The sequence below is a fragment of the Roseovarius tolerans genome (genome assembly GCF_900109855.1).
Classification (GTDB): Bacteria; Pseudomonadota; Alphaproteobacteria; order Rhodobacterales; family Rhodobacteraceae; genus Roseovarius; species Roseovarius tolerans.
The window spans coordinates 86,008-105,327 of record NZ_FOBO01000002.1 but is presented as its reverse complement, the minus strand read 5'-3'; the positions used below and the strand labels follow the sequence as shown (position 1 = coordinate 105,327).

At 63.6% G+C, this 19,320-nt stretch carries 17 protein-coding genes and 2 pseudogenes; 7 read left to right on the top strand and 12 right to left on the bottom strand.

Annotation, left to right across the window (positions count from 1 at the left end; all coding sequences use genetic code 11):
• Positions 1 to 14: 14 nt before the first annotated feature.
• The 7 genes from BMX04_RS02300 to pyrH all read right to left on the bottom strand — a co-directional run bounded on the left by BMX04_RS02300 (position 15) and on the right by pyrH (position 6,750).
• Positions 15 to 1,244: an N-acetylmuramoyl-L-alanine amidase gene (locus tag BMX04_RS02300; protein WP_074784823.1), complete on the bottom strand. Its 1,230-nt coding sequence runs from the start codon at positions 1,242 to 1,244 to the stop codon at positions 15 to 17.
• 116 nt (positions 1,245 to 1,360) lie between these two features.
• On the bottom strand, positions 1,361 to 2,710 hold the full coding sequence (rseP, locus tag BMX04_RS02295) for an RIP metalloprotease RseP (protein ID WP_074784822.1): 1,350 nt from the start codon (positions 2,708 to 2,710) through the stop codon (positions 1,361 to 1,363).
• 9 nt (positions 2,711 to 2,719) lie between these two features.
• Positions 2,720 to 3,892: a 1-deoxy-D-xylulose-5-phosphate reductoisomerase gene (dxr, locus tag BMX04_RS02290; RefSeq protein WP_074784821.1), complete on the bottom strand. Its 1,173-nt coding sequence runs from the start codon at positions 3,890 to 3,892 to the stop codon at positions 2,720 to 2,722.
• Entirely contained in the window at positions 3,889 to 4,668 is a 780-nt protein-coding gene (locus BMX04_RS02285) for a phosphatidate cytidylyltransferase (protein WP_074784820.1), read from the bottom strand. The genes dxr and BMX04_RS02285 overlap by 4 nt, the downstream gene beginning before the upstream one ends.
• Positions 4,665 to 5,408, bottom strand: a complete 744-nt coding sequence (locus tag BMX04_RS02280) for an isoprenyl transferase (protein WP_074784819.1) — start codon at positions 5,406 to 5,408, stop codon at positions 4,665 to 4,667. Before BMX04_RS02280 ends, BMX04_RS02285 begins: the two co-directional genes overlap by 4 nt.
• The gene (gene frr, locus BMX04_RS02275) at positions 5,408 to 5,971 is read right to left on the bottom strand and encodes a ribosome recycling factor (RefSeq protein ID WP_050661885.1); all 564 of its coding nucleotides are present in this window, start codon (positions 5,969 to 5,971) and stop codon (positions 5,408 to 5,410) included. The genes BMX04_RS02280 and frr overlap by 1 nt, the downstream gene beginning before the upstream one ends.
• 47 nt (positions 5,972 to 6,018) lie before the next feature.
• Entirely contained in the window at positions 6,019 to 6,750 is a 732-nt protein-coding gene (pyrH, locus tag BMX04_RS02270; RefSeq protein ID WP_050661884.1) for a UMP kinase, read from the bottom strand.
• Positions 6,751 to 6,889: 139 nt separating this feature from the next.
• Here pyrH and miaA point away from each other — a divergent pair, with 139 nt between their 5' ends.
• The 3 genes from miaA to BMX04_RS02255 all read left to right on the top strand — a co-directional run bounded on the left by miaA (position 6,890) and on the right by BMX04_RS02255 (position 10,456).
• Positions 6,890 to 7,771, top strand: coding sequence for a tRNA (adenosine(37)-N6)-dimethylallyltransferase MiaA (gene miaA / locus BMX04_RS02265; protein ID WP_074784818.1), 882 nt, complete (start codon positions 6,890 to 6,892; stop codon positions 7,769 to 7,771).
• A gap of 82 nt (positions 7,772 to 7,853) precedes the next feature.
• Positions 7,854 to 8,660, top strand: coding sequence for a helix-turn-helix domain-containing protein (locus BMX04_RS02260; RefSeq protein ID WP_074784817.1), 807 nt, complete (start codon positions 7,854 to 7,856; stop codon positions 8,658 to 8,660).
• Between the two features lie 206 nt (positions 8,661 to 8,866).
• Entirely contained in the window at positions 8,867 to 10,456 is a 1,590-nt protein-coding gene (locus BMX04_RS02255) for an ABC transporter substrate-binding protein (RefSeq protein WP_244888455.1), read from the top strand.
• A gap of 44 nt (positions 10,457 to 10,500) precedes the next feature.
• On the opposite strand, the gene typA is transcribed toward BMX04_RS02255, so the two are convergent.
• Positions 10,501 to 12,321, bottom strand: a complete 1,821-nt coding sequence (gene typA / locus BMX04_RS02250; protein ID WP_074784815.1) for a translational GTPase TypA — start codon at positions 12,319 to 12,321, stop codon at positions 10,501 to 10,503.
• A gap of 139 nt (positions 12,322 to 12,460) precedes the next feature.
• Positions 12,461 to 12,958 (bottom strand): single-stranded DNA-binding protein, encoded by a 498-nt coding sequence (gene ssb, locus BMX04_RS02245; protein WP_074784814.1) that lies wholly within the window; start codon positions 12,956 to 12,958, stop codon positions 12,461 to 12,463.
• Between the two features lie 192 nt (positions 12,959 to 13,150).
• Between ssb and BMX04_RS02240 the strand changes: the two genes are divergently transcribed.
• Positions 13,151 to 13,741 carry a lytic transglycosylase domain-containing protein gene (locus tag BMX04_RS02240; protein ID WP_074784813.1) on the top strand — a complete coding sequence of 197 codons (591 nt, stop codon included), beginning with the start codon at positions 13,151 to 13,153 and terminating at the stop codon, positions 13,739 to 13,741.
• A 7-nt stretch (positions 13,742 to 13,748) separates the two neighbouring features.
• Here BMX04_RS02240 and BMX04_RS02235 read toward each other — a convergent pair whose 3' ends face one another.
• The 3 genes and pseudogenes from BMX04_RS02235 to BMX04_RS02225 form a co-directional block, all read right to left on the bottom strand.
• On the bottom strand, positions 13,749 to 14,228 hold the full coding sequence (locus BMX04_RS02235; RefSeq protein WP_074784812.1) for a hypothetical protein: 480 nt from the start codon (positions 14,226 to 14,228) through the stop codon (positions 13,749 to 13,751).
• An 81-nt stretch (positions 14,229 to 14,309) separates the two neighbouring features.
• Positions 14,310 to 14,657 (bottom strand): annotated as a pseudogene (locus BMX04_RS02230) (antibiotic biosynthesis monooxygenase family protein).
• A pseudogene (locus BMX04_RS02225) lies at positions 14,654 to 14,976 on the bottom strand (NIPSNAP family protein). Before BMX04_RS02225 ends, BMX04_RS02230 begins: the two co-directional pseudogenes overlap by 4 nt.
• A gap of 72 nt (positions 14,977 to 15,048) precedes the next feature.
• On the opposite strand from BMX04_RS02225, the gene BMX04_RS02220 reads away from it, so the two are divergent.
• The 3 genes from BMX04_RS02220 (at position 15,049) to xsc (ending at position 19,319) form a co-directional block, all read left to right on the top strand.
• Positions 15,049 to 15,732, top strand: a complete 684-nt coding sequence (locus BMX04_RS02220) for an ArsR/SmtB family transcription factor (RefSeq protein ID WP_074784811.1) — start codon at positions 15,049 to 15,051, stop codon at positions 15,730 to 15,732.
• A gap of 95 nt (positions 15,733 to 15,827) precedes the next feature.
• A complete protein-coding gene (pdxR, locus tag BMX04_RS02215; RefSeq protein WP_074784810.1) occupies positions 15,828 to 17,294 on the top strand; it encodes a MocR-like pyridoxine biosynthesis transcription factor PdxR in 1,467 nt (488 codons plus the stop codon).
• Positions 17,295 to 17,543: 249 nt separating this feature from the next.
• Complete coding sequence (gene xsc, locus BMX04_RS02210) at positions 17,544 to 19,319, top strand: sulfoacetaldehyde acetyltransferase (RefSeq protein ID WP_074784809.1); 1,776 nt, start codon at positions 17,544 to 17,546, stop codon at positions 19,317 to 19,319.
• Position 19,320 lies beyond the last annotated feature (1 nt).

Genomic DNA, 19,320 nt, shown 5'->3' with positions numbered 1-19,320 from the left:
TGGCGCAGGCCCGCTCATTGCCGCACCAGCCCGGCGCGCGCCGCATCGGCGTCGCGCCACAGCTCGAGCGCGTCGCTCACCGCCTGCGCAACCTGCGCCCGCCACTCCGCATCGCGCAGGTTCTTCAGGTCGCGCGGGCTCGACAGAAACCCCAGTTCTATCAGGACCGACGGGATATCGGGTGCCTTGAGCACCGAAAACCCGGCATGCCGCTTTGGCCGCGACAAGAGCGGCAGACCGGCGGCGCGAAACCCCTCCAGAAAGACCCGCGCCAGATGTTCGGAGCGCGGCTGCGTCTCCATTCGCGCCAGATCCATCAGGACGTCGGCCACCACGTCATCCTTGCCGCTCAGATCGACCCCGGCCAGAATATCGGCCCGGTTATGACGTTCGGCCAGCGCCGCACTCGCCGCGTCCGAGGCACTGTCTGACAACGTATAGACAGAGGCCCCGCGCGCCCGCGCACCGCTGAGCGCATCGGCGTGCAAGGACAGGAACACGTCCGCCCCCGCCCGATGCGCCAGCGCCACGCGTCGCTCCAGGCTGACGAATTCATCTACGTCACGGGTCAGCACCACATCAAAGCCACCGGCGCGCAAGAGCACTTCGCGCAACTCGCGCGCGAAAATAAGCATCAGGTCTTTCTCCTGCGTGCCGTCGACCTCGGCCCCCGGGTCAATGCCGCCATGTCCGGGGTCGAGCACGACGCGAAACACGCCGTCATCCGCGCGCGGGGTCGCCGGGGCCGATACGGCGGCAGGCAGATCCCAACCGGGCAAATCCGGCGTGCCCGCGCTGGCAGCAAACCCCCCTGCGTCCTCACGTCCCAGCCGAACCTGCAGCCGCGCCGCGCCGCTTTGCCGGTCGATCCGCAGCCCGGCCTCCTCCAGCATATGCGGCCCCGCAAGATCGATCACGATCCGCGACCAGCCCGGTCGGATTTGCCCCAGGCGCAGGCCGAGTGCACGCGCACTGGTGATCAAGGCACCCGCCTCCGCGCCGCTCCAATCCACTTCGCGAAAATCCATCACCAGCCGCGCCGGATCATCCAGCGTGAACACCCGGTAGGGCACGCCTTGCGACAGCGTCAGCGTGACCTCCAGCCCGTGCCGCGTATCGCTGATCGTGCTTTGGGCCGTGTCGAGCCGCGCAAGACCGCTAAATCCGCTCTCCTGCCCCTGCACCGCAGAGGCTAGGACCAGCATCGCCAGCCCCATCAGCCATGTTCGCATGATCCTGCTCATTCGCCGGTCCCCGGTCTCGTTGCCCGTCAGGATAAATCAACCGGACCGCAAAAACAGCCCCATTGCGTCTTCTTGGCGAAAATACTCAATTCCATCATCCGCCCCACAGGCGCGCGTCACGGGCAGAAGAGATCGTTGAACACCGCGAACAGCATCAGCGACAGGATCAGCGTCAGCCCCACCGTCATCAGCACCCGCAACGCGCGCTCGCTCGGGGGGCGACCGGTGACGGCTTCATAGGCGTAGAACACCAGATGCCCGCCATCCAGGACCGGCACCGGAAAGAGGTTGAGCAGCCCCACGGCGGTGGACAGAACCGCGATGAACCAGATGAAGCTTTGCGCCCCCTGGCTCGCCATCGCACCCGACACCTGCGCGATGCCGATTGGCCCGGACATGTTGCAGCTGCTGATCGCGCCGGTGACCATGTGATACAGGCCCGAAATCGAGCTTTGGATGATCTCACCGGTCTGCACAACCGCGCCACTGACCGCCTCGACGGGCCCAAGCGCCTCGGTCGCAGGCTCAAAGGCCAGACCGCCCGCGATGCCGATCCGCCACTCGGTCTTGAACCCGCCCTCGGGCTGTGGCTCGTCCACCCGGCGCGGTGTCAGCGTGGTCTCGAACGGGCCACTCTCCGGCCGCCACATATCCAGCGCCAGCGGCGCACCGTTCGATCCCTCGACGATCTCCTTGAGTTCCGAAAACGCCACAACGGAGCGGTCGTTGATCCCGGTGATCACGTCTCCGGCCTTCAGCCCCGCATCGAATGCCGCCGATTGCGGCGACAGCCCGGCAACCAGCGGCGGCAGCAGGTGAGGGCCCTGCGCGGTCATGCGCGCGCCGTCGCGGCGAACGTCGTAGTCTAGCAATGCCTGCACCGGCAACGCATCGAGAAACGCCTCATAAGGCTCGGTCTCATCCATCGGCGGCAGGTCACCGCCCGCGATTCCGAGGATCTCGTCGCCGGGTTGCAACGTGATCCCCTCGACCGGCAGCGGCTTGAGTTCCCCTACGGTTAGCGGCTCCGCAGTCTTGCCGCCACTCATCATCACGGCCGCGAACACGATAATAGACAGGATGAAGTTGAAGACCGGCCCCGCCGCCACCGTCGCCGTGCGCGCCCAGAGTGGCGCGCCGTGCATGGTCTGGCGCAGCCGCTCGGGTGGCAGGTCAGCCATCGCCTCGCCGTCCTTGCCGCTCGCCGCGTCCGCGTCCCCGAGGAATTTCACGTAGCCGCCGAACGGCAACGCCGCCACCTGCCAGCGTGTGCCGTGCCGGTCGATCCGCGAATAGAGCACCGGGCCGAACCCAAGCGAGAACACCTCCGCCTTGATGCCCGACCAGCGACCGACGATGTAATGGCCGTATTCATGCACTGCCACGATTACGGAAAGCGCCACCACAAAGGCAATTATGGTCATGAAAACACTGCCGAATTGCGGCAGGAACGTCAGAATATCCACGTGCTGTCCCTAAACTTGTCGCGTCATGGCCGCCCGGTCGGCCTCATCCCTTGCCAAATGGTCCATATGGGCCACCACATCAAGGGTCGGATCGTCACAACGGGCCTCGGGGCGCGCCGCGAGAACGCTCAGCGTGTCCTCGACGATTGCGCTCATGTCGGTAAACCGCACGCGCCCGGCGATGAAGTGATCGAGCGCGCGCTCCTTGGCGGCATTGAAGATCGCCCCCGAGAGGCCCCCCGCCGCCATCACCTCGCGCGCCAGCCGCAGCGCCGGATAGCGCGCCTCGCAGGGCGCGCGAAACTCCAGCGTACCCACAGCCGCCAGATCGAGCGCCGCCACCGGCAAGCTGCGCCGGTCCGGCCAGTTGAGCGCATAGCCAATGGCGTGGCGCATGTCCGGCGGGCCGACATGCGCCATCAGCCCGCCATCGCAGAACCCAACCAGCGCATGCACCAGCGATTGCGGATGCACCAGTACCTCGATCTGATCGGGGGTAAAGCCGAAGAATTCCCTCGCCTCGATCATCTCCAGCGCCTTGTTGAACATCGACGCCGAATCGATGGTGATCCGCTGTCCCATGTCCCAGTTGGGATGACTTGACGCCTCGGCCACCGTCGCCGCCGCCAACCGCTCCAGCGGCCAGTCGCGGAATGCCCCTCCAGAGGCGGTGAGGATCACGCGTGTCACCGCCGCCGCATCCTCACCTACCAGCGCCTGAAAGATCGCCGAATGCTCGCTGTCGACGGGCAGAATCCGCGCGCCATGCGCCTTGGCCGTCGCGATCAGAAGCGGCCCTGCCGTGACGAGCGATTCCTTGTTGGCCAGCGCCAGCGTCGCGCCCTGCTCCAAGGCCGCCAGCCCCGGCGCAAGCCCCGCAGCACCAACGATGGCCGACATCACCCAATCGGCAGGCCGCCGCGCCGCCTCGATCAGCGCGTCACGCCCTGCAGCGGCCTCCACGCCCGAGCCCTCAAGCGCCGCGCGTAGATCCGGCAACAGGTTCTCCTGCGCCACCACCGCCAGATCGGCGTCGAGCGCACGGGCATCCGCCGCCAGTCGCGCGACATTGCCCCCCCCGGTCAGCGCCACCACGTTGTAGCCATCCGGATCACGCGAAATAAGATCGATCGTGCTTTGCCCGACAGAGCCGGTGGCGCCTAGAATGGATACCCGTTTCATGCCACCCCCGGCATCAGGCCAAGCGCCCAGAGGATCACAACAACAAGCGCCGCCCCCAACATCGCGTCGAACCGGTCGAGCACACCGCCATGCCCGGGAATGAGGTTGGAACTGTCCTTGACCTCGCGCAGACGCTTGATCGCGCTTTCGGCGATGTCGCCCATTTGCCCGGCAAAGCCCACGAGGATCGACACCGGGATCAGCGCCAGCCCCGCGCCCGTAGGCCAGGCAAAAACCGCACCAACGATCCCCGCCCCGATCCAGCCGGCAATGGTGCCCGACCATGTCTTCTTGGGGCTGATGCGTGGCCAGAATTTCGGCCCGCCCAGGCTGCGCCCCGCGAAATAGCCCGCGACATCTGACACGACCACGATCCCGACCATCCACAGCACCCAGATCACCCCCGCCTCGGCGCGCAGCAGACCCATGGCATAGCACCCCAACAGCGCCCAGAGGGTCAGGGCAAAGAACGGTCCGCGCTCGCGGTCGACAGCACTCACAGTGACCAGCGTTGCAGCCAGAAGCAGCGGCAACACCACCAGCCCCGGCAGCCAGAGCGACAGTGCCACAGCCGCCGCCGCCAGCACGCCCGAGCGCCCCGCGTCGGGTGCCGCGAACATGCGCGCGCCTTCCCAGACCATCAGCCCAGACAAGACTGCCACGACCGCTCCAAAGACTACGCCGCCAAGCCAGATTGCGACTGCGCCCAGCACGATCATCACCAGCCCCGACATCACCCTCGGGGCCAGATCGGACCATCGGGCCGTCACACTCATGCGGAGACGGCCCCGAACCGCCGGTCGCGGGTGCCATATTGCGCCAGAACTCCGGCAAAGATGTCAGCAGTGAAATCCGGCCAGAGCGTGTCGATGAACTCGTATTCCGCATAGGCCGACTGCCACAGCAGGAAATTCGAGATCCGCGCCTCGCCGCTCGTACGGATAACCAGATCGGGGTCGGGCAACACGCAGGTATCAAGGTAGCGCGGCAGCGTCTCCTCATCCACGTCCTCGGGGCGCAACCGCCCCTCCGCCACATCCCGTGCCAGCCGCTGCGTGGCACGCGACACCTCGTCCCGCCCCCCGTAATTGAGCGCGATGGTCAGGTTCAGCCGTGTGCAATGCGCCGTCATCGACTCGGCCTCCTCCATCAGTGCGCGCAGCCTGCTTTCCAGCCGATAGCGGTCACCGATAAAGCGCACCCGCACGTTCTCGCGCACGAACCCCTGCATTTCCTTGATGATGTAGCGGCGAAAGAGATTCATCAGACCGGCCACCTCGGTCTGCGTGCGTTTCCAGTTCTCGGTCGAAAACGCGAAGATCGTCAGATAGTCCACCCCCAGCCCGGGGCAGGATTCCACGATCTCGCGCACCCGCCGCGCTCCGGCATGATGACCGAACAAGCGTGGACGCCCGCGCTTTTGCGCCCACCGGCCATTGCCGTCCATGATGATCGCAACATGGCGCGGCCCCTCGCCTGCGGGCTTGGTCTTGGCCGTGACAGCGCCCTTCATCATCAAACCTGCATGATCTCGGCTTGCTTGTGTTCCAGCGCATCGTCGACAAGCTTGATGAAGCGGTCGGTCAGATCCTGCACCTCGGTCTCCCAGAACTTCTGATCGTCCTCGGACATGCCGTCGGCCTTGGCCTTTTTGATCTTGTCCATGCCGTCGCGGCGCACGTTGCGCACGGCGACCCGCGCATGCTCGGCATATTGCGAGGCGACCTTGGTCAACTCCTTGCGGCGCTCCTCGTTCAACTCTGGGATGGGCAGCATGATGATCGTGCCGTTGAGCTGCGGATTGATCCCCAGCCCGCTCTCCCGAATGGCCTTCTCGACCTTGCCGACAAGGCCCTTGTCCCAGACATTGATCGTGACCATGCGCGGCTCGGGCACGTTGACGGTGCCCACCTGATTGATCGGTGTCATCTGGCCGTAAGCATCAACCTGCACCGGCTCCAGCATCGAGGCCGAGGCCCGGCCCGTGCGCAACGATGCGAACTCGGTCTTGAGCGAATTCATCGCCCCGTCCATCCGCCGCTCTAGGTCGCCTGTGTCGATTTCGATATCGTCCGCCATGTCGTCTTTGTCCTTCTTGCGGGCTGCGTCTCGCTTTCTGTTTAGCCTTAACCGTGCACGCTTGTATAGGTGCCCTCACCGCCGAGAATACCCTTGAACCCGCCCGGCTCGTCGAGAGAGAAGACGATGATCGGCAAGTTGTTGTCCCGCGCGAGCGCAATCGCCGAGGCGTCCATCACGTTGAGATGCTGTGCCAAAACCTCGTCATAGGTGACGCTGTCATAGCGCTTGGCATCGGCATGCTTGATCGGATCCTTGTCATAGACCCCGTCCACCTTGGTGCCTTTGAAGATCGCCTCGCAGGCCATTTCATTGGCGCGCAGCGTGGCCGCCGTGTCGGTGGTGAAATAAGGATTGCCCGTACCCGCCGCGAAGATGCAGACGCGTTTCTTCTCCAGATGCCGGACGGCGCGGCGGCGAATGTAGGGCTCCGCCACCTCATCCATCCGAATGGCGCTGATCACCCGGCAAAAGACGCCGATCTTCTCCAGCGCGCTTTGCATCGCCAGTGCGTTCATCACCGTGGCCAGCATGCCCATGTAATCGGCGGTGGTGCGTTCCATCCCTTGCGCCGAGCCTTGCAAGCCGCGAAAGATGTTGCCGCCGCCGATCACCATGCAGATCTCGACGCCCAGATCATGCACCACCTTGACCTCGCGTGCGATCCGCTCAACGGTCGGCGGATGCAGCCCGTAGGATGTGTCGCCCATCAACGCCTCCCCCGAGATCTTGAGCATGACGCGGCTGAATCTCGGCTTCGGGCTGTCGGGGGATGTCATCGGGGATCTCCGCAAATTTCGGGTTGCGCGCAAAATGTCGCAAATGGGCGGCAGGTGCAATCGCAGAAAACCAGCGCGGCGCGGGAAACCGCTAGAAATGCACCTCGTCAAGCGGGCCTTTCTTGGGTAACGAAACGCCATGGACGTGATCACCGACATAGACCCCGCCCGAACCGTGCTGATCGCAGGCCCGACGGCCAGTGGCAAATCGGCACTGGCCATGGCGATCGCGCGCGCGCAAGGCGGTGTGATCGTCAATGCCGACGCGTTGCAGGTCTATGAGAACTGGCGCATTCTTTCGGCCCGGCCCGACGCGGCGGACGAGGCCGCCGTGCCACACCGGCTCTACGGTCATGTCGGCGCGCGGCAGGACTATTCCACCGGCCATTGGCTGCGCGAGGTCAGCAACCTTATCGACGGACCCCACCGCCTGATCATCACCGGCGGCACCGGGCTCTACTTCACCGCCCTTACCGAAGGGCTGGCCGACATACCCGCAACGCCCGCCGCGCTCCGCGCCGAGGCCGACCGTTTGCGCACGGATCGGGGTATCAACGTCCTTCTAGACGACATCGACGCCGTCACCCGGGCCCGCATCGACACCCGGAACCCGATGCGCGTGCAGCGCGCATGGGAGGTGCAACAGGCCACCGGACAGGGTCTTGCGGCATGGCAGGACGCGACACCACCGCCGCTCCTTCCGCTCGATGCCTGCACAGCACTTCTGGTCGAGGCTGAAAAGGACTGGCTCAACGCCCGCATCGCCCGACGATTCGACGCGATGCTGTCGGCAGGCGCGCTTGACGAGGTGCGCGCCAACCTCGCCATCTGGGACCCTACCCTGCCCTCGATGAAAGCCATCGGGGCGCCGGACCTCGTGGCGCATATGCGTGGCGAAATCACCCTTGATGCCGCCCGCGAGGCGGCCACCATCGCCACCCGGCAATATGCCAAGAGGCAACGCACCTGGTTCCGCGCCCGCATGCGCGACTGGCGGCGGATCGCCGCCGATACGCTTTAGATTTTCCGCAGTTTCTCCCTGACACAGCCACAAATTCATGCGATGACTAGTCCAAACGCGACTATTTCGGGAAATTCGCCAGATGCCACACGCGCGAGTCATGACCGTGGTGCAATGGGTGCAGGGGGCCGATTGGCGTGCCACGCTGCAACATTCCTGCCCGCATCACGCCCTTGTCTGGATCACCCGCGGTCAGGGCATCGCGGTGGTTGAGGGCGTGCGACGCGGCGTCGGCGTGCACAACGCACTGGCCATTCCCGCAGGCACCATGTTCTCGCTCGATCTCGGTAAATCCGGCTTTGGGCTGGTGTGCGAGGTGCCTTCCGGCGGGACCACCCCGATGCCCGATATCCCGCAACACCTGCGCATTCGCGACGTGGCCAGCCAGAACGAGCTGACCGCCATATTCGAGGCGATGCAGCGCGAGCAAAGCAACACACGCACCTACATGGACGAGGCGCTCAATGCCGAGGCCAATCTTGTCAGCGTCTGGCTGCGTCGCGCGATGATAGACCACCCCGAAACCGCGCGCGCCACGGCGGGCGAGCGTCTGGTGCGCGCCTATGCCGCCCTGATCGAGCGCGATTTCCAGAGCGGGCGGTCGATGGCCGTCTATGCGCGTGCACTCGGTGTGACGCCCACGCATCTCACCCGCGTATGCAAGCAATTGTCGGGCCTCACTGCCGCCGACATGCTGACCGAACGCAGCCTGCACGCCGCCCGCGACCTGCTCGAGGCCAACGAGATACCGGTAGGCCAGATCGCCGCCAGCCTCGGCTTCGGCAGCGCCGCTTATTTCTCGCGCTTCATATTGCATCATACCGGTCAGAGCCCCTCATCCCTGCGCGGCAAGGCAACGGCCCGGCCGCCCATTGCCCGCGCGGTCTGACGGGGTACGGGCGGGACGGTCGCTCTTGGCCGGGCGGACATCCGATCACACCCGAAACATCTTGGTCCAGACTCCTGCCGGGTTGCGCTCGGACCCACGGCAATATCTAATGAGAAAAGGCCCTCAACCAGTGAAAGCCCGCCATGACGCAAAAGCCCCCTCATCCCGCGACCGCCCCCCTGGTGACAGAGCTTCGGGCCGGGCGCATGGGGCGACGCGAATTTCTCAGCCGTGTGACAACGCTCGGCCTCGGGGTCACGGCGGCTTATGCCTTGGGTGGCCTTCCCCGGCCGGCACAGGCACAATCCGCCATCGCACAGGGCGGCACCCTGCGCATCCAGCAAAGCGTCAAGCCGCTCAAGGATCCGCGCAGCTACGACTGGAGTGAGCTGGCCAACCAGACCCGTGGCTTTCTCGAGTATCTGGTGGAATACCGAGGCGATGGCACCTTTACCGGCATGCTCCTCAAGGCATGGGAGATCAATGCCGACGCCACCGGATACCTCCTGCATCTCCGCCCCGGCGTGCGCTGGAACAACGATGACCCCTTCACCGCCACAGACGTTGCCCGCAACATCGCCCGCTGGTGCGATACGCGCGCCCTTGGCAATTCCATGGCCAGCCGCTTTGCCGCGCTGATCAACCCGGAAACCGGACAGGTCCGCGACGGGGCGATCACGGTCGTCGACGATCTCACCGTCGCGCTCAGCCTGTCGCGCCCCGATATCGCGCTGATTGCCAACATGTCTGACTATCCGGCAGCCATTGTCCATCAAAGCTATGAGGGCGGCGATCCCTTCACCCATGGCATCGGCACCGGCCCGTTTCGCCCCGTCAGCATGACCGTGGGCGAAAGCTGCGTCCTCGAACGCCACCCCGATCACGATTGGTGGGGGACCGATGTGTTCGGGGGACCATGGCTCGACCGGGTCGAATTCATTGACCTCGGCACCAATCCGTCGGCATGGCTCGCGGCCGCGGATGACGGCGCAATTGATCTGCTCTACGAGTCGGTAGGGGCCTTTATCGACGCGATGGATGCCATCGGCTGGACCGCGACTCGCGCCGAAACAGCAGCGACGCTGGTGATCCGTGGATCACAGAACGCAGCACTTGTCGGCAGCAACCCCTATCGCAACGCAGCGGTGCGCCGCGCGCTCGCGCTCGCCGTCGATAACGCGATCTGCCTGGAGCTTGGCTATAGCGGGCGCGGCACCCTGGCCGCCAACCACCATGTCAGCCCGATCCACCCCGCCTATGCCGATATCGGACCTGCGGCCTATGATCCGGCCCAGGCCCGGGCCGAAATCGAGACGGCCGGCCTGCTCGGTTTCAAGCATGAACTGGTCACCGTCGATGATGAATGGCAACGCAACACCGGCGATGCCGTGGCGGCCCAACTGCGCGACGCGGGGCTGCGAGTGGATCGGCGGATCGTGCCGGGCGCGACCTTTTGGGCGAACTGGCGCGACTACCCGTTTTCCGGCACGCAATGGAACCATCGCCCGCTCGACGTGCAGGTGCTGTCTCTCGCCTACCGCACCGGGGCTGTCTGGAACGAGACCGGTTTTTCAAATGACGCGTTCGACGCCCTTCTGGACGAGGCCAATCGTCTCTCCGACCCCGAGACACGGCGCGGCGTCATGGCCCAGTTGGAAACTATCCTGCGCGACGAAGGCGTCATCATCCAGCCCTATTGGCGCGCGCTCTACAATCACCACAATGGGCGATTGGTGAATGCCGAGAAGCACCCGGCCAACGAAATTCACCTCTACAAGATCGGCTTCAGGGCCTGAGAAGCGCACGCGGAGGACGAAATCCTGCGCGCGCGCCCCAAAGCTCACTTCGATTTGGACAGGCGCTTGCGCTCATGCGGATCGAGATAGCGCTTGCGCAGCCGGATCGCGTTTGGTGTCACTTCTACCAACTCATCATCGTCGATATAGGCAATCGCCTCTTCGAGGCTGAGCGTGATCGGCGTGGTCAGGCGCACGGCCTCATCAGTGCCCGAGGCCCGCACGTTGGTCAGTTTTTTGCCCTTGAGCGGGTTCACCTCGAGATCGTTCTCGCGGCTGTGCTCGCCGATGACCATGCCGGTATAAACCTTGGCCTGCGCACCGATGAACATGCGCCCGCGATCTTCGAGATTCCATAGCGCAAAAGCCACGGCGTCACCGTTTTCCATCGAAATCAGCACACCCGCGCGGCGGCCCGGGATTGGTCCCTTATGCGGGGCCCAGCCGTGGAAGACGCGATTAAGCACGCCGGTGCCGCGCGTATCGGTCAGAAACTCGCCGTGATAGCCGATAAGGCCGCGCGACGGCACATGCGCGATGATCCGCGTCTTGCCTGCCCCCGCCGGTTTCATCTCGGCCAACTCGCCCTTGCGCGGGCCGGTGATCTTTTCGATCACCGCGCCGGAGTATTCGTCATCGACGTCAATCGTGACCTCTTCGATGGGCTCCAGCCGCTCGCCGTTCTCGCCTTCGCGCATCAGCACCTGCGGGCGCGAAATGCTCAGCTCGAATCCCTCGCGGCGCATGTTCTCGATCAGCACGCCCATCTGCAATTCGCCGCGTCCCGCGACCTCGAACGCCTCGCCGCCGGGGGTATCGGATATCTTGATGGCGACGTTCGACTCCGCCTCCTTCATAAGGCGTTCGCGAATAACCCGGCTCTGCACCTTCTTACCGTCGCGGCCCGCCAGTGGGCTGTCATTGATCCCGAAAGTGACGGTGATGGTGGGCGGGTCGATGGGCTGAGCCTCGATCGGCTCTTCCACGGCCAGCGCACAGATCGTATCGGCCACGGTGGCCTTGGACATGCCCGCAAGGCTGACGATGTCGCCCGCCGTCGCCTCTTCGATGTCCTGAGAGGCCAGACCACGAAACGCCTGGATACGTGTGACGCGGAACTGTTCGATCTTCTGGCCGATGCGGCTGAGCGCCTGCACCGTCTGACCCACCTTGAGGCGACCGGATTCCACCCGCCCCGTCAGCAGGCGACCGACAAACGGATCAGCCCCGAGCGTGGTGGCGAGCATGCGGAAATCTTCGTCCACATACGCGATCTGCTTGGGGGCCGGGACGTGGTTGACGATCAACTCAAAGAGCGCCGAGAGATCCTTGCGCGGCCCGTCCAATTCGTGATCGGCCCAGCCCGAGCGGCCGGACGCATACATATGCGGAAAATCCAGCTGATCGTCATTCGCATCGAGATTGGCGAAAAGATCGAAACATTCGTTCAGCGCGCGATCAGGCTCGGCATCGGGCTTGTCCACCTTGTTGAGCACCACGATGGGCCGCAGCCCAAGGCGCAGCGCCTTGGAGGTGACGAACTTGGTCTGCGGCATCGGGCCCTCGGCGGCGTCGACCAGCAGGACGACACCATCGACCATGCTCAGGATGCGCTCCACCTCGCCTCCGAAATCGGCGTGACCGGGGGTGTCGACGATATTGATGCGGGTCTTTTTCCACATCAGGCTGGTCGGCTTGGCAAAGATCGTGATCCCGCGCTCGCGCTCCAGATCGTTGCTATCCATGGCGCGTTCATCCACCGCCTGGTTGGCGCGGAAGGCACCAGACTGCTTCAGCAATTCATCCACGAGTGTGGTCTTGCCGTGGTCAACGTGGGCGATGATGGCGATGTTGCGCAGATCCATTGGGGGGTGTCCTGTTCCGTGATGGTCCGCGCCCTACATGCCGCAGCGCGGAAAGACCAGAGGCAAAGCGCGCGCAAGCGTGACGGCGCGCGTCAACCTGTGGTGACGCAGTGACAGCAGACTGAGCCCCGTCTTCCGGTCAGAACGGAATTTCGTCATCCATGTCGCGCGACGGGCGGCTGTCACCGCCACCGCCGGCATCGCTACCGCCGCCATAATCGCCGCCGCCATAGCCCGGATCCTGGCTGCCGCCATAGCTGCCGCCACCGCCGCCGCCGCCATCGCTGCGCCCGTCGAGAAAGGTCATTTCACCGGCATACGGCCGCAACACCACCTCGGTCGAATAGCGATCCTGACCGCTTTGGTCCTGCCACTTGCGGGTCTCCAGCTTGCCCTCGATATAAACCTTGGAGCCCTTCTTCAGATATTGCTCGGCCAATCGCACAAGCGCCTCGTTGAAAATCGCGACCGTGTGCCATTCGGTGCGTTCGCGCCGCTCGCCGGTGTTGCGATCCTTCCAGTTCTCGGAGGTGGCGATACGCAGGTTGCAGACTTTCCCACCGTTCTGGAATGTCCGCACCTCCGGGTCGCGGCCCAGATTGCCGATGATAATTACCTTGTTGACAGAGCCGGCCATCGCGCCCTCCTTGAATCGAGTGGTCCTTGCATTCCGACGGTTACACCACCCCAACGACATGAAGGAAAGGTTAAAATACGTCTCTAATGCGCTGGATATCGCACGGCAGGTCTGCATCGCGGCAAAAAATGCCTCGAATCTTCCGGGATTTTCCGTATATTGCACGACAATCGGGTGATTGGAAAAGCATAGATGTTGAGACTGACAAGTGCGACGCTGATTGCGGCACTGGCGACATCACTTGGCGCGCAGGCCGATGTCTTGTCGACAAAAGGACGGTTGTCGCAGTTCGACTCGCAGACACGGGTTCTCGATAATCGTGCCCGCCAGCAATACAACAATTCGGTCCGGCTCCAACCGCAGCGGTTTCAGGCCCCGACCATGTGGGGAGAGAGTGCGCCGACGTTTCGCGGGGTGTATCGCGGGCCCTTTCTCGACATCGCGAGACAGGCGGCGCGGCGCTATCGCGTGCCCGAGGATCTGTTCCTGAGGCTGGTGCAGCAGGAATCGGGATGGCGCGCCGATGCTGTCTCGCACAAGGGGGCAATCGGGCTGGCGCAGCTGATGCCACAGACCGCACGGGTGCTGGGCGTCAATCCACATGATCCCCGCCAGAACCTCGAAGGCGGCGCGCGCTACCTCGCCGAGCAATACCGCACCTTCGGCTCGTGGCGGCTGGCGCTGGCGGCCTATAATGCAGGTCCGGGGGCGGTCCAGAAATACGGCGGCGTGCCCCCGTTCAAGGAAACCCGGAACTACGTCAAGATCATTCTGGGCAGCTGATCGCGTCTCACATCCACCAGCGGGCGCGGTCGTGCCGGGCCAGCCAGCCCCCGATGCTGAAATGGTCACGCCGGATCAGCAGCACCAGCGCGATGAGCGCTCCCAGCACAGCCAGGTCGATCACCTGGTTGCGATTAACCGGAAAGCCCCGATCATTCACGGCGAAGGGATCGAAAAAACCCTCCCAGCGGCGCGTCACGGTGAAGAAATGCATCACCAGAAGACTGCCATAGCTGAAATACCGAAACACCCCGATCACCACCAGTACACAGAGCACGATCTGCACGCCCCCGATGGCATAAACCTGCGCGAGGCTCACATCGACCCCGTCGAAATGCCGCGCGAGGTTCTGGTATTGCCCGGGTGTTATAACCTTATGCGCCGCCCACAGAAACATGAACCACGCAAGCCCCAGCCGCAGCACCAACAGCGCCAGGCCATCCAGCCTGTCCTGGGGTCTCAGAGTTGCCTTGTCGTGCAATGCCATCGCGCCCGCCCTTCATGCCAAACCCCATCTGGCTAGCGACATCATCCCGCGCAATCAAATCACAGCTTGGCGAGAGATGTGTCAGCCAGCATGCGCCTCAAGGCTATCCCCGGGTGCCTCGGCGCGGTCGTGCTTGCCGTAATCCCGTATCACGCTGACGACGCGCAGACGGTAGTCGTCGAACATCATCGCGCGTCCAGCGCGTTGCGCCTGCCGATGCGCGTGCAGTTTGCGCCACCGCTCGACCGCCGCCTCGTCCTCCCAGAAACTCAGCGACAAGAGCTTTCCGGGGTTGGTCAGGCTCTGGAATCGCTCGACGCTGATGAAACCATCAACCCCCTCGACCAGCGACCGCATCTTCGCCGCCATGTCCAGATAGGGCTCTTTCTGTCCCTCCGCCGGTTACACCTCGAATATGACCGCGATCATGCCGCGCCTCCCTTGGATGCGGGCACCAGCTTCAGGAAAGTCCGATCCTCGCGCAACAAAAACTTCTCCTTCTGCGCAAAGGCGTAGTTTTCGCGCCCAGAGGATCATCTGCCAGCCTCGCGCGATAGGCCTCGTAATCGGTGAGCGACGACACGTTGTAGATGCCATAGGCCAGCGTGCTGCTGCCTTCATGCGGGAGGTAATACCCGATCAGGTCCGCGCCGCAGCGCGGAATCGCGATACCCCAGTTGCTTGCATATCGGGCGAATTGGTCCTTTTTGGTCGGGTCGATATGGTAACGGATCACACAGGTCAGCATTGGGTCCTCCTTGGCTTGCTGCGTTGATCCTATCCGCTTGCTACGCACCAATGCTTCGGTTAGTGTCGAACCATGAAAGACGGGCCCGACATCTCAATAATCGCTGCACTGATCGGCGACCCGGCGCGCGCCAACATCCTGACCGCCTTGATGAGCGGCAAGGCCCTCACCGCGTCCGAGTTGGCATCCGAGGCGGGCGTCACCTTGCAAACCGCGTCATCGCATCTGTCAAAGCTCGAAAACGCCAGCCTTATCCGAGTGCGCAAGCAGGGGCGGCACAAGTATTTCACGCTCGGCTCCGAGGATGTGGCGCATGTGCTCGAGGCGCTTATGGGCCTCGCGGCAGGCACCGGTCGGCTGCGCACGCGCCCCGGACCACGCGACGGGGCGATGCGCCATGCCCGGGTTTGTTACAACCATCTGGCCGGGGCCATGGGCACCCGGATGTATGACAGCCTGATGGTCCGCGACTTCCTGCGCCACGATGGGGACATGCTGCACCTTACCACCTCGGGGCAGGAGTTTGTTGCCCAACTCGGCCTTGATCTGCAATCCCTGCCCTCACCTCGCACGCGGCTGTGCCGTGACTGCCTTGATTGGTCGGACCGCCGGTCTCATCTGGCTGGGCGTCTGGGTCGGGGTTTGCTTGCGCATTTTGAAACCCTGGGCTGGATCCGGCGCGTGCCCAAGAGCCGGGTCATCGAGTACTCCAAAGAGGGGCAGAAATTGTTCGACCGGGCCTTTCCGATCGCCTGAGACGGATCGCGCGACCAGAGCGCTATGGTCAGAAAACAGTACCTTCGCATTCGGACCAGATTGCGCAAGTCATAAGTCCAGCCTACTCTTGCCCCATGGCGATTCCGGTTGAGACATTCTTTCTCGCCCCCGAGGCAGAGGGCACCTTGCAGGCGCAGATCCAGCAGATGATCGCGCAGGGCATTCTCTCAGGCCGGTTCCGCAAAGGCGAAAAGCTGCCCTCCTCGCGCAAACTCGCCGCCCATCTAGGGGTGAGCCGGATCACCGTGACCCTCGCGCTGACCGAGTTGCAGGCCAATGACTATCTCGAAGCACGCGACCGTTCCGGCTACTATGTGTCTGAAAACGCGCCGGAACCACCTGCATTCACGGCCCCGACGCCTCGCGCCGACACAATCGACTGGTCGCGCGCTTTGGGGCGGCGTTTCACCGGCGGCGACACCCCCGAAAAGCCGCAGGACTGGGCGCGCTATCCCTACCCGTTCATCTATGGCCAGACCGATCCGGCGCTCTTCGATCACACCAACTGGCGGCACTGCGCGCTGCGCGCGCTCGGACAAAAGGATTTTCAGGCGCTGACGGCCGATTACTACGATCAGGACGATCCCGAACTGATTGAATTCATCGCCCGCCACACCTTGCCGCGTCGCGGAATCTTGGCACAACCCTCTGAAATCCTTGTGACAATGGGGGCACAAAACGCGCTCTGGCTAACCGCGCAGGTGCTGCTGACACAGCGCCGCACAGCGGTGATCGAGAACCCCTGCTACCACGCGCTCCGCGATATTCTCACGCAATCGCGCTGTCATCTGACCCCCGTGGACGTCGACCGCGATGGTCTGCCCCCCAAGGCGCTGCCGGATCAGGCCGACGTGATCTTTACCACCCCCAGCCATCAGGCCCCCACCAACGCCACGATGCCCCGCGCCCGCCGCGAGGCGCTCTTGGCCAAGGCGGCGGATATGGGCGCGCTGATCGTCGAGGATGATTACGAGTTCGAAGTTTCCTTTCTCCGCGCGCCTTTACCCGCCCTCAAATCCCTCGATACCGAGGGGCGCGTGATATATGTCGGCAGCTTCTCCAAGTCGATCTTTCCGGGCCTGCGCCTTGGATATCTCGTTGGCTCAAAAGCCTTTATTCGCGAATGCCGCGCGCTGCGCGCCTCCGTGTTGCGGCACCCGCCGGGCCATATTCAGCGCACGGCGGCCTATTTCCTGTCGCTCGGCCATTACGACAGCCTGGTGCGGCGCATGGGGCAGGTTTTTTCCCGCCGCCGCAAGGTCATGGAGGAGGCACTCGCAGCGCACGGGCTCGACGTCGCCGGGCGCGGGGTATTTGGCGGCTCGTCCATATGGATGGAGGGCCCCGCTCATATCGACATGGGCCAGCTCGACGCGCGCCTGCGCAAGCGCGGCGTGCTCGTGGAGCCGGGCGCGCCCTTCTTTCATGGCAAGCGCCGCCCGCGTAATTTCTACCGCCTCGCCTATTCCTCAATCCCATCCGAGCGCATCGCTCCCGGCATTACGCTCCTGGCACGCGAATTGGCGGATTGCCCGGAATAGAGTGCGAAGGAGGCGTTTTATAAATTTACTCTTTAATGTCTGAGTATTCCGGCTAACACTTCATGTGTAGTGAGTAAACTTCCTGTCTGACTTAATTCAATTACTGATACCTTTGTTCTCATTAATTTGCACTTTTGGACTTATCTGAGAGATGTGTCTGGCCCTAGAAACACCCTGCCCCCAAGGCTAGGCTCACAGCAATCAGTCATTCCCGGCGCCGGATTGCGCCCGACCCGAAGGATCACGCCCATGAAGATGACCACCGAAGAAGCCTTTGTAAAAACCCTGCAAATGCATGGAATCCAACATGCTTTCGGGATCATCGGCTCAGCCATGATGCCGATCTCGGATATTTTTCCCAAGGCGGGAATCACCTTTTGGGACTGCGCGCATGAGGGTTCTGCGGGCATGATGGCCGACGGCTACACCCGCGTGACCGGCAAGATGTCGATGATGATCGCGCAGAACGGCCCCGGCATCACCAATTTCGTCACCGCCGTAAAAACCGCCTACTGGAATCACACGCCGCTTCTGCTCGTGACCCCGCAGGCCGCCAACAAGACGATCGGTCAGGGCGGCTTTCAGGAGGTAGAGCAGATGAAACTGTTCGAGGACATGGTCGCCTATCAGGAAGAGGTGCGCGACCCCACCCGCATCGCCGAAACACTCAACCGCGTGATCCTTCAGGCCAAGCGCGCCTCGGCCCCGGCGCAGATCAACATCCCCCGCGATTTCTGGACACAGGTCATTGACGTGGACCTGCCCGCCATTGTCGAATTCGAGCGCCCGTCGGGCGGTGAGACGGCGATAGCCGAGGCCGCCAAGCTGCTGAGCGAGGCTAAATTTCCGGTCATTCTCAACGGCGCGGGCGTGGTTCTGGCCGGTGGCATCGACGCCTCGCGGCAACTGGCCGAGCGTCTCGATGCGCCGGTCTGCGTGGGCTATCAGCACAATGACGCCTTCCCGGGCTCGCATCCGCTGTTTGCCGGACCTTTGGGCTATAACGGCTCCAAGGCGGGGATGGAGTTGATCGCAAAGGCCGATGTCGTGCTCTGCCTCGGCACCCGGCTCAATCCGTTCTCCACCCTTCCGGGCTATGGCATCGACTATTGGCCCAAGGACGCCAAGATCATTCAGGTCGACATCAACCCCGACCGCATCGGCCTGACCAAGAAGGTCACCGTGGGCATCGTGGGCGACGCCAAAAAAGTCGCGACCTCGATCCTCGGCACCCTCGCCGACAGCGCGGGCGACGCGGGCCGAGATGAGCGCAAGGCCCTGATCGCACAGACGAAATCCACTTGGGCGCAGCAGCTCTCCTCTATGGATCACGAAGAGGATGACCCTGGCACCAACTGGAACGAGCGCGCCCGCGCCGACAAGCCCGACTGGATGAGCCCGCGCATGGCGTGGCGCGCCATTCAGGCCGCACTGCCGAAAGAGGCGATCATTTCGTCGGATATCGGCAACAACTGCGCCATCGGCAACGCATACCCGTCCTTCGAGGAAGGGCGCAAATACCTCGCGCCGGGGCTTTTCGGTCCCTGCGGCTATGGCCTGCCGTCCATCGTCGGCGCCAAGATCGGCCAGCCTGACGTGCCGGTCGTGGGCTTTGCTGGCGATGGTGCCTTTGGCATCGCCGTCAACGAGTTGACCGCGATTGGCCGCGAAGAATGGCCGCCGGTCACGCAGATCGTCTTCCGCAACTACCAATGGGGCGCTGAAAAGCGGAACTCGACGCTGTGGTTCGACGACAACTTCGTCGGCACCGAGCTTGACCAGAAGGTCTCCTATGCCGGCATCGCGCAGGCCTGCGGCCTCAAGGGCGTGCAGGTCAAGACGATGGATGCGCTCACCGACGCGCTCAATCAGGCGATCAAGGATCAGATGGAGAACAACACCACCACGCTGATTGAAGTGCTGCTTAACCAGGAACTCGGCGACCCGTTCCGCCGCGACGCGATGAAGAAACCCGTCGCCGTCTCCGGAATCGACGCCACTGACATGCGCGAGCAGCAGGTCTGAG

Bases quoted from the DNA above. Each gene is read 5' to 3' on its own strand.
- BMX04_RS02255 (WP_244888455.1), top strand. From the start codon at position 8,867: ATGGGGCGACGCGAATTTCTCAGCCGTGTGACAACGCTCGGCCTCGGG.
- BMX04_RS02280 (WP_074784819.1), bottom strand. From the start codon at position 5,408: ATGATGAAGGGCGCTGTCACGGCCAAGACCAAGCCCGCAGGCGAGGGG.
- typA (WP_074784815.1), bottom strand. From the start codon at position 12,321: ATGGATCTGCGCAACATCGCCATCATCGCCCACGTTGACCACGGCAAG.
- pdxR (WP_074784810.1), top strand. From the start codon at position 15,828: ATGGCGATTCCGGTTGAGACATTCTTTCTCGCCCCCGAGGCAGAGGGC.
- BMX04_RS02260 (WP_074784817.1), top strand. From the start codon at position 7,854: ATGCCACACGCGCGAGTCATGACCGTGGTGCAATGGGTGCAGGGGGCC.
- ssb (WP_074784814.1), bottom strand. From the start codon at position 12,958: ATGGCCGGCTCTGTCAACAAGGTAATTATCATCGGCAATCTGGGCCGC.
- BMX04_RS02300 (WP_074784823.1), bottom strand. From the start codon at position 1,244: ATGAGCAGGATCATGCGAACATGGCTGATGGGGCTGGCGATGCTGGTC.
- xsc (WP_074784809.1), top strand. From the start codon at position 17,544: ATGAAGATGACCACCGAAGAAGCCTTTGTAAAAACCCTGCAAATGCAT.
- BMX04_RS02285 (WP_074784820.1), bottom strand. From the start codon at position 4,668: ATGAGTGTGACGGCCCGATGGTCCGATCTGGCCCCGAGGGTGATGTCG.
- dxr (WP_074784821.1), bottom strand. From the start codon at position 3,892: ATGAAACGGGTATCCATTCTAGGCGCCACCGGCTCTGTCGGGCAAAGC.
- pyrH (WP_050661884.1), bottom strand. From the start codon at position 6,750: ATGACATCCCCCGACAGCCCGAAGCCGAGATTCAGCCGCGTCATGCTC.
- BMX04_RS02235 (WP_074784812.1), bottom strand. From the start codon at position 14,228: ATGGCATTGCACGACAAGGCAACTCTGAGACCCCAGGACAGGCTGGAT.
- miaA (WP_074784818.1), top strand. From the start codon at position 6,890: ATGGACGTGATCACCGACATAGACCCCGCCCGAACCGTGCTGATCGCA.
- BMX04_RS02220 (WP_074784811.1), top strand. From the start codon at position 15,049: ATGAAAGACGGGCCCGACATCTCAATAATCGCTGCACTGATCGGCGAC.
- BMX04_RS02240 (WP_074784813.1), top strand. From the start codon at position 13,151: ATGTTGAGACTGACAAGTGCGACGCTGATTGCGGCACTGGCGACATCA.
- frr (WP_050661885.1), bottom strand. From the start codon at position 5,971: ATGGCGGACGATATCGAAATCGACACAGGCGACCTAGAGCGGCGGATG.